The sequence below is a fragment of the Halalkalibacter sp. HAAS-P013 genome (genome assembly GCF_056619925.1).
Window position 1 is genome coordinate 302253 of the sequence record NZ_JBWQTU010000005.1, and the last position, 15342, is coordinate 317594.

The following is a 15342-nucleotide window of genomic DNA, read 5'->3' on the forward strand; positions in this document are numbered from 1 at the left end:
CCTTTGAGAACCCCCTTACTTAAATGAATTACTTTCCTGATGTGGCTAATTCAAGCTTTTCAAGAGGAACCGTAAATACCGTTGATTGATTCGCTTTTGGATTAAAATAAGCAATCAGTAAGCTATCATTTTCTGTAAATGTACCATTTATTAAATGGAGGGGAACTGCTTCAATCATTGTATGTTTGTGTAATTCTTTCTCAGTTAGTTTGAGAGAAGCGAAATCTTCAGATACTAGAAGTGGGTTCTCAGCCAAAATCTTTAAATAGTGAGATTGCTCTTGTTTTGTTAGTGAGAAATCCCACCATGTTTTACGAGGTTTATGCTTATGATTTTTAAAATAGTCGACCATCATTAAAGAGCGTATTGTCGTTAAGTTTGTTTTTGTTTTACGGGCTTTCAAAAACTGGTCTAGTCTTTTGAATAAGTCCTCTAATTGATGTCCGATTCGAGCCCATCCTCGCTTGTCCCAATAGTCACCAAACTCTTGAAAGAAATCAAACGGAGAGTCAAATTCTTGTTCGACTAAATATTCGATGGAAAGATCCATTCGGTGATCATTCCAATACTTTTCAAGCACATCTTCCACTCGCTTAATACGAATAATTTCATCAAATGTTAAGACATTATTTTGTAATATTTCATATGGAGAATGATCCATATATACATAATCATGTTGATCAGCACGAAGCCTGAGTCCTGTTCCACGAAGCATCTTTAAGAACCCTAGCTGCAATTCTTCTGGGCGCATCGCGAATACGTCATTAAACGTGTTTCTGAAAGATTGATAATCCTCTTCTGGTAAACCAGCAATTAGATCAAGGTGTTGGTCAATCTTTCCGCCTTCTTTCACCATCGTCACCGTTCGTTTTAATTTCTCGAAGTTTTGGCGGCGCATAACAAGTTCGTTCGTAGCATCATTCGTGGATTGGACGCCAATTTCGAAGCGGAAGATCCCTGGTGGAGCATGCTCATTTAAGTAAGAGAGGACCTCTGGTCGCATAATATCTGCTGTAATTTCGAATTGAAACACACAGCCTTGGTGATTTTCAATTAAGAAACGGAAAATTTCAAGTGCATAATCTCTTTTAATATTAAAGGTACGGTCAACAAATTTAATAAGTTTTGCACCGCTTTCTATTAGAAAGAGAAGATCCGATTTAACTCTCTCAATGTTTACATAGCGTACACCCACTTCTATTGAGGATAGGCAAAACTGACAACTGTAAGGGCAGCCGCGACTTGTTTCAAAATAAGTAACTCGCTTTGTTAAACCGTCTAAATCTTCCTCAAAACGATAAGGTGTTGGTATGTCATCGAGTTTTAATTTTGGTCTTGGTGCTGTAATGATAACCTCTGAGTCTTTACGATAGGCAAGGCCAAACACCATGTGGTATTTTTTGGTACTGCTTATTTCTTCTAGCAAGTGTTTGAATGTTTCCTCGCCTTCTCCAATAACGATAAAGTCGATATTTTCAAGAGTTTCTAACCATGCTTTTGTATCGTAAGAAACTTCAGGACCGCCAAGGACAATTTTTGTCTCTGGCATCACTTTTTTTAACATATTAATCACTTTTACCGTTTCTTCAATGTTCCAAATGTAGCAACTGAATCCAATCACATCTGGCTTTCGGTCATAAAGGTCAGAAACGATGTTCATGACTGGGTCTTTAATTGTATACTCGACCATCTCTATTGGAAAATCAGGTTCAGCATACGCTTTTAAGCAACGTAAGGCTAAGCATGTATGAATATATTTTGCATTCAACGTCGTGACGACGGTTTTCATTTTGTACCCCTCAATTCTCTACTTTCATTACGTACTGTATCATACCACATTTCACAGATGAACTTAAATTAGGGAAAATTTGCATAAAAAAGGTACCTTAAAAAGATTTTTAACCTTTTTAGGGTACCCCTCCTGAAGCAATGTAGCAAGCGGAACGATTTCCACTTCTGCCCAATCCTTTTGGCGGTTAATTTAGTTTTTCGTAGTCTTCAAGGCTTTCAGCTACAATTGGCACGCTCGTATCAATGTGACCGAACAACTCTGGATGGGTTTCTCCATCGACAAGAATTTGTGTCTCATTAAAGCCAAACTGTTTCATTGCTAGAGCAATTTGTTGTAGTAACATATACTCTGTACCAGAACCTACATTAGCTTGCAATAATTCTACAGAAAAAGAAGCATGAGCAACTCCTTCAATTTCTTCAACAGATAGTACTTTCACTCCTTTTGGGAGAAGAGAGGTAAGTCCTTCTTCTGTTGGCCCAGCTACCCAAGCTTCAAGTGTAGCCTTAAAAAGCTCATCTTCACTTGCTTCTAATTGACGTCCAACTCTATACATGTCCATTACTTGATCATCAGAAAAAACTAACTCAATTGGAGTAACATTCTTTTCCTCAATGACTGTTTCATCTTCAGAAGCTGTTACTTCTTCTTCTTCTGATTCAATGGATTCAGCCGGATCTTTAGTTTCAACTTCTTCTTGCTCGGCTTCAATGGTGGTATCTTCTTCTACCAAATCAGTGCTTTCTTCTGCTTCAATTCCATCAGCGGTTTGAAGTTCTTCGTTGCCAGCTGCACCTTGTCCACATGCGCTAAGAATAAGGATGAATAATCCTAGTAGTATAAGAAACATCCAATTTTTTTTCATATTCATTCCTCCTTGTTCTCGTAGAAACACTATCAAAATTCTATCACTTAAATTCTACATCATTCATGTTGAAATTCAATGACTATTTTCGACATAGGTAAAATAGGCTAGAAAAGTAGAAGTTTTCTAGCAGAAGTATAACTTACCTTTTTATAATGTGCTTGAAATGAAGATTGAAGAAAAAAATGGTACAATAATTGGAAGATTATTGAGGAAGGGATTTTGCCTATGCCACAAACGAAAGCTTTCCGTATTGGATATGGAATCGTGCTTATATTTATTATCATTTATTTAGGTACCTTAATCGACTGGGTGTTCCGTCCGATCGTTGTTTTAGTTCAAACATTGTTTGCACCAATTATTCTCGCCGGAGTTCTTTATTATTTGCTTCGTCCTTTTGTAAATTTATTAGCAAAGAAATTGCCACGGGCAATCGCCATTTTGATTCTTTATCTTGGGGCGGTTGGCCTAATAACAGCGTTAGTGTTACTGATCGGCCCTGAATTACAAAAGCAATTTCATAGCTTTACTAGAAACATGCCTATTTTTATTAATGAAATTCGCGATATGTTTATTAATCTTCAAGCAAATGAATATGTTTCACGGTTTCAGGAGGGAGAGAATTTCTCCTTAGAAGAGCTTACGATGGAATTTGCAAATTACTTAAATAACTTCGTTTCGAATTTAGGTCATAACATTGCAACATTTATTGGGTTTATAGCAAATGCATTGCTTATTATTGTTATTATTCCATTTGTGTTGTTTTATATGTTAAAAGAGGGAGAGAAGGCACCGAATCAACTCCTTAAATTGCTGCCAGAAAAAAGGCAAAATGAAGGCCGAGAAGTGCTTAGAGCAATGGATGTTGCTTTAAGCTCCTACATTCAAGGACAAATCATTGTGAGTATTTGTGTTGGTATCCTAGCTTACATTGCTTTTTTAATTATTGGGTTAGATTATCCGCTCGTACTGGCTTTAGTTGCCATGTTTACTAATGTCATTCCTTTTATCGGTCCGTGGATTGGAACGATTCCGGCAGTGATCGTTGGATTGTTGCATTCTCCACTGATGGCATTGTTAGTGATTGCAGTCGTTGTCATTGTTCAACAAATCGAGAGCAATTTAATTTCTCCTCAGGTTATGGGAAGGAAGCTTCAAATACACCCATTGACGATTATCTTTTTGCTCCTAGTTGCTGGGAGGTTTGCTGGGTTAATAGGACTATTAATTGCTGTGCCAACTTATGCTGTTTGTAAAGTATTAGTGTTACACATCTATCGATTGTGGTTATTAAGAAATACCACTATTGATTAAACTAGGTTATGATAATGTAGAGAAAAATGTATGAGGTGATTTTATGGCATTTGAACAAGATGGAATTAAACAAGTTGAAGTAGAAGAATTAAAAGAATTAGTAAAGAGCAATTCAAAGGATCCAATTATTATTGATGTTCGAGAAGTGGAAGAATATGAAGAAGCTCATATTCCTGGCTTGCCTTTAATTCCAATGCAGACCATTCCAATGGTAATGGATCAATTAGATAAGGAGCAATCGTATTTATTTGTCTGCCGCAGTGGAAATCGCAGTCAAAATGTGGCTTTGTATCTTCAAAATCAAGGGTTTACCGATGTGCAAAATTATTTTGGTGGAATGTTAGCTTGGGATGGTGAAGTTAAGTCCGGTCCAGAATGGATTGTGAAAGATGTAAAAGAATTGAAGTAAGCAAAAAGAACGCTGACGATGGAGGGGGCTGAAAAAGGTTGTTTTTCCCCTCTGTAAAAGGCGGTCTTTTTTTTGCTTTCTACATTGGGCCTTTAAGGAGAGATCCCCTAAAAGGCCTGGCAGTGCTTCGACTTCTACTAACGGAAGACTTATAGATGATCCGTTGTTTTGGAATAAGAATGCTTACCACGTTTGGCGTTTGCATGGGCTTGCTCATTTTTTTGACGATTTAATGCATTGTTATCTTTTTTCTTTTTATTATTGTCACCAGTACGAGACACGAAACTTCACCTCTTTCATTATTGCTCTTCTTTAGATTGCCCGAAAAGAAAGACGAATATGAAGAGGCCACTGAAAAAGATACGGTTTTGAAGGCCACTGAAAAAGGTGTGGTTTTTACCTTTTTCAATGGCCTTTAAGCAATGAGCGGAACCGTTGCTTTGTCTTAAAGCCTGCTATGAGTGGGTTTCTCATAGCAGGCGCGCAACGTGTGGAGCCATTGCTGCTTCCTCGATTTCGCTAAAAGAGACTTTTTCAGTGGCCTCGTTATGAAAGAGGTTTAGTTATTAATGCATCGGGTAAAGTTCTATAACATACAAAAAAGGTGGAGATAACAATGGCAAAGAAATCAATTATTGCAGTCGCAACGGCAGCTTGCGCAACGACAATCTTACTTAGAAAAAAAGACATACGGGCCAAAATTACTCAAGCCTCTCACAGTATGTATGAAAAAGTAACGGGAAGAAAAAGTAAAAAAGACTTAGAATCGCAAGTGAAAATAGGACATTCACATCCCTATGATTATGAAGATAATAAAATGGTTGGTGAAGGAGCCTTAACAAGTATACAGCATTACAATCAAAAACAGCAGAAGAGTCACAGCTAAAATAAAGGTGAAAATGACGCTTAGCCTGTTATGAGACAACGCTCATAGCAGGCTTTTTTGTAAGAAAAATATGTTCTTAAAAAAAGGCTGTTTTCGCATACTTTGTTGTTTTTATGGGGTACGCGTTCTCCACATGTTCGTACCGTTGCGCTCCAGTCACTCACTTTCGAGGCCACTGAAAAAGGTGTGGTTTTTACCTTTTTCAATGGCCTCTCTTCATCCCGCAGGAGTCGAGTGACTTTCGCTCCATTTCACTACGAGAAAACACAGTTCTTCACAGCAACAATCTTTGCGAAAACAGCCTAAAAAAGAGAGAGTTTAATCAGTTGTATGATGTCTTAGATTTTGGTAAAGTGAATTAACAAAAAATGGACATGCTATAAATAGAAAAATGTTTGAAAAAAGGATGGAGAAATAGATGATTACAATAAAAAATGAAACCATTGCACAAGTTCCATCGTTACACGTAGTGAAAGAATCAGAACGTTTAGAGCCAGAGGTTCCAACTATCTTTTTCTTTCACGGGTTTACAAGTGCAAAAGAACATAACTTACATGTAGCCTATTTACTAGCTGAAAAGGGATTTAGAGTAATATTACCGGATGCATTGTACCACGGGGAACGTAGTGAAGCAGAATCAAAGGTCGAACGGGACCTAGCTTTCTGGGAGATTATTTTGACATCTATTCACGAGTTAGGGTTCATGAAAAGGGAATTAGAAGAAAGTGGAAAAATAAAAGGTGACAGAATCGGCGTAATAGGTACGTCTATGGGAGCGATTACGATGTTTGGGGCATTGACTCAATACCCTTGGATTAAAACTGCTGTTTCATTTATGGGGACCGCCTATTATGAAGCATTTGCTCATGGATTAATTAAGACGGCTGAGAATCGCGGTCTAACGATTGAACAGAAAATGAAAGAAGAGGTTTTTAGGAAAATAAAACCGTTTGATTTATCAACGCAGTTAGATAAACTTGAAGGTAGACCATTGTTTATTTGGCACGGGAAAGACGATCAAGTCGTCCCATATACACTATCCGAAAAACTATATGATGAGCTATTAGCCAACTACGAAGACACCCCAGACAAACTTCAGCTGCTAGCGGAAGAAAAAATTGGCCATAAAGTGTCAAGAAGAGCTGTGTTGAGATCGGTTGATTGGTTTAATCAGCATTTACAAACAAAGGTGTCTTCCTAATAGATGAAATCAAGAACACTACAAGAAATTCAAAAGATTGTTGTTATTGTAGTTGGTGCCTTGTTTTTGGCTGCAGGATTAAATTTCTTTTTAATACCAGCTAATGTATTTGCAAGCGGGTTTACTGGGGTAGCTCAATTGCTTGCTACAGTTATTCCACTTTCAACTGGGATCATGCTCTTTATCCTGAATATCCCTGTTGCGATTTTAGGTTGGCTGAAGATTGGAAAAAGTTTTACAGTTTACAGTTTTGTCAATGTTGTGCTAACGACCTTCTTTCTAGAGGTTTTGCCTGTTTGGGCATTTTCACCAGATATTTTGCTAAATGCTGTATTTGGTGGAGTAATATTGGCATTTGGAGCTGGTATAACTTTGAAATGGGGAGCTTCCTCTGGCGGACTCGATATTATTGCGTTAATATTATCAAGAGTGAGCGACCGTCCTGTTGGCGTCTACTTTCTTCTATTAAATAGTATTATCGTCATTACGGCTGGTTTGCTGTTTGATCCAGAACAAGCTCTGTATACACTTGTTGCCTTGTATGTTTCTTCACGAGTCATTGATGCAATCTATACTCGTCATGTGAAATTAACCGCAATGATTGTTACGAAACAAGCCGAAGTTCTAAGAGAGGCTATCCATGAACGAGTAACTCGGGGCATTACGCGCATTCCAGCAAAAGGCGGCTACACGTATGAAGATAAAGAAATATTAATGATTGTTATTACTCGCTATGAATTATATGAATTGAAGAAAGTGATCCAAGAAGTAGATCCTCATGCTTTTACGAATATTGTCGAAACTGCGGGGATTTTTGGTTTCTTTCGAAAAGAATAAAAGAGGTGAAATAAATGAAAAAATGGATATGGCTTTTGTCGGTACTTATGTTGCTTAGTGCTTGTGGACAAGGGGCGAATGCACCTCTTTCAAATGGTGAAGGAGATGAGGGATTGGTAGATTCGAATTGGATATTTACAGTGGAGACAGATCAAACGGACGATGAGTTACTTGTAAAACTTACTGTAACAAATAACCAGGAAGAAGCATCTGCGATTGATTTTTCTTCTGGTCAAAAATATGAACTTGTTTTACTTGATGAAGCTGGAACGGAAGTATATCGTTATTCAGAAGGAAAAATGTTTACGATGGCTCTTATACATGAGACGTTTGGACCCGGTGAATCAAAAGAATTTGAAGAAAGAATTAACGTCGAGGACATTCCTAAGGGTGTGTATACATTAGAAGCGCAACTTATTCTAGCAGCTATAGACGGTGAAGCATGGTCAGAGGATGGGACGTTTCAGAAACAAGTTGATATTGAAATTAAATAAATAAAGAAGCTGGCTGCTAAGCCAGCTTCTTTATTTAGAGGGGGTGTGTCTGCCCCATTTCTTTCTTGCTTCTTCTTGGATTGCTCTTTTTAATGCGTTATATTCTTCATTTTCTGATATAGCAACGGCAGGTCGTTTAGTTAGGTCAACGTCGATATCACTTCCATACCAAAAGGACGATGTTGATTTATTTTGTACTTTCATTTCAGCTTACTCCTTTCGCACTGGAATAGTAAGTTGAATAAGTTCAATGATTTCATCATTAGATAATTCTGTTACACGTTGTTCTCCAGCTGCTAAAATTTGATCAGCTAACTCTTGTTTTTGCAAGAGCATTCGATCTATTCGTTCTTCAAGAGTACCTGTGGTCACAAGTTTATGAACCGTTACATCCTTCGTTTGCCCAATTCGATAAGCTCGGTCTGTTGCTTGATTTTCAACTGCTGGGTTCCACCAACGGTCGTAATGAATTACGTTTGTCGCAGCGGTTAAATTTAACCCAACGCCTCCAGCTTTTAGTGAGAGTACAAAAAAGTTGATATTGTCATTCGTCTGAAAAGCTTCTATTGCATCTTGCCGCTTCGTTCTCGTCAAGCTTCCGTGCAAAAAAGGAACCGTTTGATTATAACGTTCTTCAAGAGCATTGGCTAACAACGCTCCCATTTCTTTGTATTGAGAGAAGATCAGGACCTTTTCCTTATTTGCAAAAAGACGTTCAATCAGCTTTAAGAACTCATCCCACTTTCCAGATTCATGTTCTTTAATCGAACGCTCTTTCAAGAAGTGAGCAGGGTGATTGCAAATCTGTTTTAATTTAGTGAGGCTTCTTAGAATGAGCGCGCGCCTTTCAAATGCTGTAACCTCAGCTAGCTTTGTCACGATGTCATCGACAACAGCTTGATATAGTGCTGCCTGTTCTATTGATAAATGAACATGATGAATTTTTTCCTCTTTTTTTGGGAGCCCTAGTTGCAAAGATTGATCTGACTTTTTTCGTCTTAGAATAAGTGGATGAATTAACTTCTGTAGCTTTCGTAACTGACCTTCATCCTGATCTCGTTCGATTGGCCTCATAAAATTTGCCTGAAAATCCTGGTATGACCCTAAATAAGATGGGTTTAAAACATCAAGTAATGACCAAAGTTCTCTTAAACGATTCTCAATAGGTGTTCCGGTTAATGCAATTCGATGTACGGCTTGAAGCCTTTTTATTACTCGGCGTTGTTTCGTTTCTACATTTTTAATATGTTGTGCTTCATCTAGAATAAGCCCATTCCACATGTATTGTTGAAAGAGTTCAGTGTCTCTAACGACCAATTGATAGGAGGTAATAATGATATCCCAGTGCGACGATTGTAACTCTTCCTCGTCTAGTCGTATAGGACCATGGTGAACAAACACACGTAGAGATGGAGCAAATTGCTCACATTCATGAACCCAATTGTAAAGTAGAGAGGTTGGACAAATGAGTAAAAAAGGTGTACTTGATTTCCCGGCACCTTGCTGAGCTTTAAGAACATAGAGAATATATGCGATCGTTTGTATTGATTTCCCAAGTCCCATATCATCTGCTAAGCAACCGCCAAATCCAGTTCTTCTTAAGTGAGAAAGCCAAGAGACTCCTTCATGTTGATAAGGTCTAAGTTCTCCATGTAATTCACTAGGAATGTTTATTAAAGAAGGGGAAGACGTATAGAGTTCTTTAATAGACTGTGTTAATTCTTTTCCCCAAGAAACATCCCAATCAATATCTGAATCCATTTCTGCCTCGTCATCAAGCTGGTCAAGACGCCAAGCCTCTAAAAAGGAAGTACCCTTTTCGATTCCCTCTAAATAGTCTAATAATTTATCAGCTAAAGAACGGTCCCATGACATCCATTCTCCATTTGAATAAAGGAAGGGACGCTTTCCGTCAACAAACTCCTCGAATTCCTTTTTACTAATCTTGTGGTCTCCAAGAGCAACATCAAAAGTGAATGAAGCAACGCTCTGCCAATCAAGAAGGGGTTCACTCGAAGCACTGCTTCTCTCTTGTTGTTGCATCGTCAGTTTGACACGTGGTTTCTTCTTTTCTGTCATCCAACGAGGGACAATCAAATGAAATCCTATTTGTTCAAGTAAATCATCTGAGCTTGTAAATAGTTCATAGGCGTCTTCTGCTTCTAGGAACAAAGTAGGTGCTGAAATTCTTAATGGTTTCAATACATCAAGTATATCTTGTGCTTTTTTAAGATCGACTTTGAGTTGGGCAATTGGATTTTCACGCCACGGGTGTTCTCCTCTTTCCAATTGATCCATTTCAACCATGAGTGAAGGGCGTTTTCGGTCGACCATACAAAGAGAAACCTTCCAGTCACCATCTTTAGAATCTGGTTCTTGCAATGCTAAACCGGAAACAAATGGCTTGGCTTGAAGCAAACCAATTTGTTGTTGAAAAGCTTCTTTTGAAAGTGTCGGATCAAGCTTCCCAGTTTCTTTTAGTTGGGAGACTAGTGGCAGCCATTTTTCGTTTAAAGAATTTTGCCAATTGGAATACATACTTTGAACATGAGACTGTTGTAGTAATAGACGTATCATAGCATCTGATAGTAATGTGACGATATTTTCAATTTGGGAGGCTTCATGAATTCCAGTTGATTTATTTTGTATATAACTCGTATTTTCCCGAATTGATCTTCCAGATAAAGGAATATAGCCGAGCCATGCCTCGCACGGAAACTGCTCTAACTGCCATTGTCCTGATGGAGTAGGTGAAAAGGCGCCATCAATTATAAATTCCTGGACATTTTCAAAAAGCTCCATCCACTTTAAAAAATCTGGAGCAAGCTCGATGTCCTCTTCTTCTTTCCACGTTTGAAATAAAGGAAAATAAGTGATGAGTGTATCTATAGGAAAAACAAGCCCTTCGATTGGGAAAGAATATTGATTCATATTTTCCTGAGCCTGATAAACAGTCATCTCACCAGCTAAAGATGAGTAAACTCTTTTATGAATTGGAACATCAATAATCGCTTTTTCTGTATCAATAAACGTTCCGTAAAATGATGATTGATCAAATTGAAATAATTTAAGCTTGAGTTCAAATGGTGAATGCAAAAAAGGGTATTGAAAATTAACAATTTGGTCAAAGCGAGATGTGGGTGGGCGTTCTCCCCATATGAAGAAAGATTCATGCAGCCATCCACCGTGTATGATGATTTTAGAGGTCAATTCGCTTCAACTCCTCGACGAACGCTCGGTACGTTCGGTACATTTTCTTTAATCTAGTTACATACTCCATAAATAATATTTGATCTTGTTCAGTTACATATAATGCTTGAAGATCCTTTAAGTATAGAGCAGCTTGCTCATAATATACCCGGGATTTCTTTTCGACTAGCCTAACAATAAATTGATGATAAACAGGTCTTGCAAGTACCATGTCATAGGACGTTACTGCTTTTAATAGGTCTAACTTTTCTTGACGTAATCTAAGAGGATCACGTTCATGTTTTAATAAGTATCTAATAGCCAATTCATATTTTTCAAAGGTAAGAAGTAACCTCTCATATGTTTTTGCTGCTTCAATTTGGTGAAGGCGTTTTTCAAGTTCTGGCAATAACCGTTCTACTAAAACAAGTTGTTGCTGTTCTGATAAATGTTTACTATACATTTGAAACTTTTGAAAACTTGGTGACTGCAACCACCTTTCCCAAATTAACTCCTGCTCTTTTGGACTTATAGGCAAAGCGGAATTCATTTCATCTACAAACTTTTGTAGCGAACCATAATGACCATTTTTCTTTTGAGGGAACAGAGCGTGGAACCATTGTTTCATGGTTCGCCAACGCCCTCGTTCTTTCAGTATTTGGAAATGTGAAGTTACATCTTGCTCACTTAGTGCTACAACGTGCTTTTGAAGTAACGTTAATGAGGTGATCTCTTTTCCAGCCAGTAAAGCTACATAGCTGTATGTATGAGCTAACTTACGAGAACAAGAAGAGGCAACAACTTTGTTTGACAAGTGTTCATATATAAAATCAATATGCTCTGCCTGAATTCCGTGAAGGATCTTGAAAAGCAAGGGAGGCCATGGGGCATATTGATCATGTTGATCTTTAATAACAAGCGCTAACAACTTACTGAGAAACTGCCGATACAGGTTCGATTGTATTGTTAGCAAATACTGAGTAATTTCATGACTCATTGATTGGAAAAAGTACTTGAATCTACGTTCGTACTCATGAATATTATTGGCTTTTAGAGATAATGTATAAACCCCATTCATATATACGAGCAAGTATGATAACGGATCATCTTTACGTAATCTATTAACTCGTGTTTTAGCATCAGAACAGACTAATTCTAGGTTACGGTTATTGACATATCTTGAGGATGTCAATAAATGGTATGTATGGCTAATATCTTGTTCCACTTCTTGATACAACTCTGACTCTTCTTGAAAAAGCGAGCTATTCATAAAAAAGTCTCACCCCTTATTAGAAAATTCCATTCTTTCATTGTATCTTTTTCAGCTAGAGAAGAAAAGCGAACACACAAATTAGAGAGGAATTTCCTTTTTCCATTAAAAAAGAGGCTGTCGAAAAGGTCCGTTCTTTGACCTTTTCGACAGCCTCGAAGCAATGAGCTAAGCCGCCGCAATCTTTTGAAGCCTGTTATGAGTGTTTTTTTCATAACAGGCGAGCGACGAGCGTGCCATTGCAAACCCTTCAAAAGGTCCGTTCTTTGACCTTTTCGACAGCCTCGAAGCAATGAGCTAAGCCGTCGCAATCTTTTGAAGCCTGTTATGAGTGTTTTTTTCATAACAGGCGAGCGACGAGCGTGCCATTGCAAACCTTTCAAAAGGTCCGTTCTTTGACCTTTTCGACAGCCTCTATGAAATGTGTTAAATAAAGAATGACAAAAGCATAAGCAAAACAATACTGCTCAATACGACTATAATAAGATTCGCACCTATATAGGCAATTATTACCGCAGTTATTCCTCCAATAAGCCCGTACCAAATGTTTTCATTGATCGTAAGAATACCCGGAAAGATTAATGCACCTAAAGCAGCATAGGGGACATTCCGTAAAATAGCTTGAACCCAAGCGGGAATTCGTTCGATATCTAAAAATACAAGAGGAAGCATTCTCGGAATATATGTAACAATGGCCATGCATGCGATGATTAACATCATATTCATGCTCATGTATTGTCACCACCATTTCTATAGACAAATTCAATTGCTGCTGAGGATAGCAATGTCGCTATGATGATAGACCAGCCACTAGAGAGAAATAACGAAAAAACACTGTTGAATATAGCGGCGCTGACAGCTAAAAATACGACTTTCCGATGTTTTTTTAGTGATGGCATTAATAGTGCTATAAACATGGCGTATAACGCAATCCCCATGCTTTGTTGAAGAGTAGGTGGTAAAATCGTACCTACAAAGTAGCCTATCCCTGAATTAATGACCCAACTTATGTAAGCTACCGTTGAAACACCAATAATAAATCCTGTCTTTACTTGGCTTTCTTGAGTGGTTGTGACTGCAAATACTTCATCTGTAATTCCAAAAGAATAAAGGGCTTTTATAATCGGATGATCATCATCAATTCGCTCACGGATAGAGGCGCTCATGAGAAGATGACGAATATTAACGATAAAAGTAGTAAAGATAATTTCAAATGCTCCTGTACCAATTGCAATTAAATTTAAGGCCATATATTGAGCGGCACCTGCATAAACGAATAAACTCATGGCTATGGTCTCAAAAAATGTTAATCCAGTACTTTTGGCGAGCAACCCGAATGTTAAAGCAGCTGGTAAATAACCAATTGCAATACTGGAACCAGCTAGTAAACCACGAACAAAAGGGTTTTTTTGATTGGATAATACAGTTGTTGACATAGCGGCTTCCCTTTCTTATAAATAAACTTACCTTTTAATGGAGAATGTAAACTATATGATTGTATGTTAAAGTCCGTCTATCAACAAGTAATTCGATTTATTTTAGTTGAAGAATTAAAAGAATTTAATGGTTTGGTGGGCATGGGGAGAGGTGGAGGGAGTCCCGAAAAAATGCAAGCACGTCTGTAGTGCTTGCATTTTTCGCTGTACAAAGAACAGCGAAACAAGTATTTCTATCCTATATTTAGTTAAAGTAGCTGTTCAACTTGCTCGCGTCTAGTCAGTAGCTTCTTTAATTTCTTTTTGTGAGAATCAATTAGCCATTCGTCTGAGTCAATCAAAGCTTCATGTAGTTCCATTAGGACATAGTCAATTTCTAAATTCATCATATTGTATATGGTACGAGGCTCAAGTGATTTCCCATCATCTTTGTACTGAATCATCGATCCATTTCGGTTCATCATGACCTTTTCACTCCCATCAATTTCGATCATCGACTCAATATCACCAGATTGGTATGAAGTAATATAGAGAGGACCTTCTGTCGAACGTTTGACAATTCCATTGCCTTTTTCATGTTGAAGTAGTTTTTCAAGTGAACTTGCTAACACATCATCATAAACATGAAGACTGTCAGCTGAAAGGGTGAGAAATTCAGTATTTCGAATAAAAGGGAGTTCATGGACTGAATCCTCTAGTTCAATCATGAGGTAAATAGTGCTCGCATCATAGCGCCAAAAGAGAGAGTAATGTTGGCTCATCATTCTTTTGATAAACTGATGCAGTGCTGGTTTGGATAGTTCGATATAAACATCGGAAAACTCCACTTCAACAAACGAATCTCTCATCATATGGACACACACTCCTTTGACAGCTTCGCATTGATAAGGTTATGGTTGCTATATCATATGTAGAATAGTCAGAAAAAAGAAGTAAAACGCCCAGTTTCAGAATAAATGGGCGAGAAAAAATATTCTGGGTGTGGTGATTAGTGAGGTTCAGCAAAAAGGAAGATCAACTTTAGAAATAACTCGAGGAAGAGAGTGCAATGGCTCCACGCGCCGTGCGCCCAAAGGAGAAGAGCATTCCTTTGGGCTTAAAACATAACGGCGGCTCCGCACATTGCAAGAAAAACCACAAAAAGGAAGAGCACCTTTTTGTGGTTTTTCTAAAACCTAGATCCGTATCTTTTGGATATGATATCGTAGAATCCTAATGAATTGTATAATGCCTTTGTTGCTTCGTTGTTGATTCCTGTTTCAAGTTCAATACCTTTAATTTCTTTTTGTTCAGCCCAGTAAATGACTTTTAGGAGGATTTTTTTTGCGATACCTTGGTTTCGGTGTTCTTTATGAACGTATAAATCATTTAGCCAAATGTAATGGCCGCCCTTATCAATGCTTAAAGCTATGTTTAAAAATGCAGCTCCGACAATAGTGTTTTCTCTTTCGGCGATAAAAATATGAGCCTGTGAATCTTCTTTTAATGCTAGATTAATTGTTTTCATTAATTGATCATAAGCATTAGCAGGACCAATGGGCTCTAACTGTCCCATGAATAAATCAGCAATACGTCGCTTAAATTGGATATCTGCTTCTTTATCCACCTCATACACTTTTACCATTTTCAAAGTTCCCCCTAGATTAAAT

At 37.9% G+C, this 15342-nt stretch carries 16 protein-coding genes; 6 read left to right on the forward strand and 10 right to left on the reverse strand.

Features of this window, described 5'->3' with window-relative positions:
- Positions 1 to 28: 28 nt before the first annotated feature.
- Positions 29 to 1789, reverse strand: coding sequence for a B12-binding domain-containing radical SAM protein (locus AC1FXP_RS09770; protein ID WP_480060774.1), 1761 nt, complete (start codon positions 1787 to 1789; stop codon positions 29 to 31).
- 187 nt (positions 1790 to 1976) lie between these two features.
- The gene (locus tag AC1FXP_RS09775) at positions 1977 to 2657 is read right to left on the reverse strand and encodes a GerMN domain-containing protein (RefSeq protein WP_480060776.1); all 681 of its coding nucleotides are present in this window, start codon (positions 2655 to 2657) and stop codon (positions 1977 to 1979) included.
- A gap of 228 nt (positions 2658 to 2885) precedes the next feature.
- Between AC1FXP_RS09775 and AC1FXP_RS09780 the strand changes: the two genes are divergently transcribed.
- Together AC1FXP_RS09780 and AC1FXP_RS09785 are read left to right on the forward strand one after the other, a co-directional pair.
- Positions 2886 to 3971: an AI-2E family transporter gene (locus AC1FXP_RS09780; RefSeq protein WP_480060778.1), complete on the forward strand. Its 1086-nt coding sequence runs from the start codon at positions 2886 to 2888 to the stop codon at positions 3969 to 3971.
- A 43-nt stretch (positions 3972 to 4014) separates the two neighbouring features.
- Positions 4015 to 4380, forward strand: coding sequence for a rhodanese-like domain-containing protein (locus AC1FXP_RS09785; protein WP_480060780.1), 366 nt, complete (start codon positions 4015 to 4017; stop codon positions 4378 to 4380).
- A 149-nt stretch (positions 4381 to 4529) separates the two neighbouring features.
- Here AC1FXP_RS09785 and AC1FXP_RS09790 read toward each other — a convergent pair whose 3' ends face one another.
- On the reverse strand, positions 4530 to 4661 hold the full coding sequence (locus tag AC1FXP_RS09790; protein WP_480060782.1) for a DUF3941 domain-containing protein: 132 nt from the start codon (positions 4659 to 4661) through the stop codon (positions 4530 to 4532).
- Between the two features lie 335 nt (positions 4662 to 4996).
- Here AC1FXP_RS09790 and AC1FXP_RS09795 point away from each other — a divergent pair, with 335 nt between their 5' ends.
- The 4 genes from AC1FXP_RS09795 (at position 4997) to AC1FXP_RS09810 (ending at position 7798) form a co-directional block, all read left to right on the forward strand.
- The gene (locus AC1FXP_RS09795; RefSeq protein ID WP_480060784.1) at positions 4997 to 5266 is read left to right on the forward strand and encodes a hypothetical protein; all 270 of its coding nucleotides are present in this window, start codon (positions 4997 to 4999) and stop codon (positions 5264 to 5266) included.
- A 418-nt stretch (positions 5267 to 5684) separates the two neighbouring features.
- Positions 5685 to 6467 carry an esterase gene (gene yjfP, locus AC1FXP_RS09800; RefSeq protein ID WP_480060786.1) on the forward strand — a complete coding sequence of 261 codons (783 nt, stop codon included), beginning with the start codon at positions 5685 to 5687 and terminating at the stop codon, positions 6465 to 6467.
- Positions 6468 to 6470: 3 nt separating this feature from the next.
- On the forward strand, positions 6471 to 7304 hold the full coding sequence (locus AC1FXP_RS09805; RefSeq protein WP_480060788.1) for a YitT family protein: 834 nt from the start codon (positions 6471 to 6473) through the stop codon (positions 7302 to 7304).
- Positions 7305 to 7318: 14 nt separating this feature from the next.
- Positions 7319 to 7798: a BsuPI-related putative proteinase inhibitor gene (locus tag AC1FXP_RS09810; protein ID WP_480060790.1), complete on the forward strand. Its 480-nt coding sequence runs from the start codon at positions 7319 to 7321 to the stop codon at positions 7796 to 7798.
- A 30-nt stretch (positions 7799 to 7828) separates the two neighbouring features.
- On the opposite strand, the gene AC1FXP_RS09815 is transcribed toward AC1FXP_RS09810, so the two are convergent.
- The 7 genes from AC1FXP_RS09815 to AC1FXP_RS09845 all read right to left on the reverse strand — a co-directional run bounded on the left by AC1FXP_RS09815 (position 7829) and on the right by AC1FXP_RS09845 (position 15317).
- On the reverse strand, positions 7829 to 8002 hold the full coding sequence (locus tag AC1FXP_RS09815) for a hypothetical protein (RefSeq protein ID WP_480060792.1): 174 nt from the start codon (positions 8000 to 8002) through the stop codon (positions 7829 to 7831).
- Between the two features lie 6 nt (positions 8003 to 8008).
- Positions 8009 to 11008 carry a DEAD/DEAH box helicase gene (locus tag AC1FXP_RS09820; RefSeq protein WP_480060794.1) on the reverse strand — a complete coding sequence of 1000 codons (3000 nt, stop codon included), beginning with the start codon at positions 11006 to 11008 and terminating at the stop codon, positions 8009 to 8011.
- Entirely contained in the window at positions 10998 to 12257 is a 1260-nt protein-coding gene (locus tag AC1FXP_RS09825) for a hypothetical protein (RefSeq protein WP_480060796.1), read from the reverse strand. Before AC1FXP_RS09825 ends, AC1FXP_RS09820 begins: the two co-directional genes overlap by 11 nt.
- A 426-nt stretch (positions 12258 to 12683) precedes the next feature.
- Positions 12684 to 12989, reverse strand: a complete 306-nt coding sequence (locus AC1FXP_RS09830) for an AzlD domain-containing protein (protein WP_480060798.1) — start codon at positions 12987 to 12989, stop codon at positions 12684 to 12686.
- Positions 12986 to 13693, reverse strand: coding sequence for an AzlC family ABC transporter permease (locus AC1FXP_RS09835; protein ID WP_480060800.1), 708 nt, complete (start codon positions 13691 to 13693; stop codon positions 12986 to 12988). Before AC1FXP_RS09835 ends, AC1FXP_RS09830 begins: the two co-directional genes overlap by 4 nt.
- A 248-nt stretch (positions 13694 to 13941) precedes the next feature.
- The gene (locus tag AC1FXP_RS09840; protein WP_480060802.1) at positions 13942 to 14544 is read right to left on the reverse strand and encodes a hypothetical protein; all 603 of its coding nucleotides are present in this window, start codon (positions 14542 to 14544) and stop codon (positions 13942 to 13944) included.
- 317 nt (positions 14545 to 14861) lie between these two features.
- On the reverse strand, positions 14862 to 15317 hold the full coding sequence (locus AC1FXP_RS09845) for a GNAT family N-acetyltransferase (protein WP_480060804.1): 456 nt from the start codon (positions 15315 to 15317) through the stop codon (positions 14862 to 14864).
- Between the last annotated feature and the right edge of the window lie 25 nt (positions 15318 to 15342).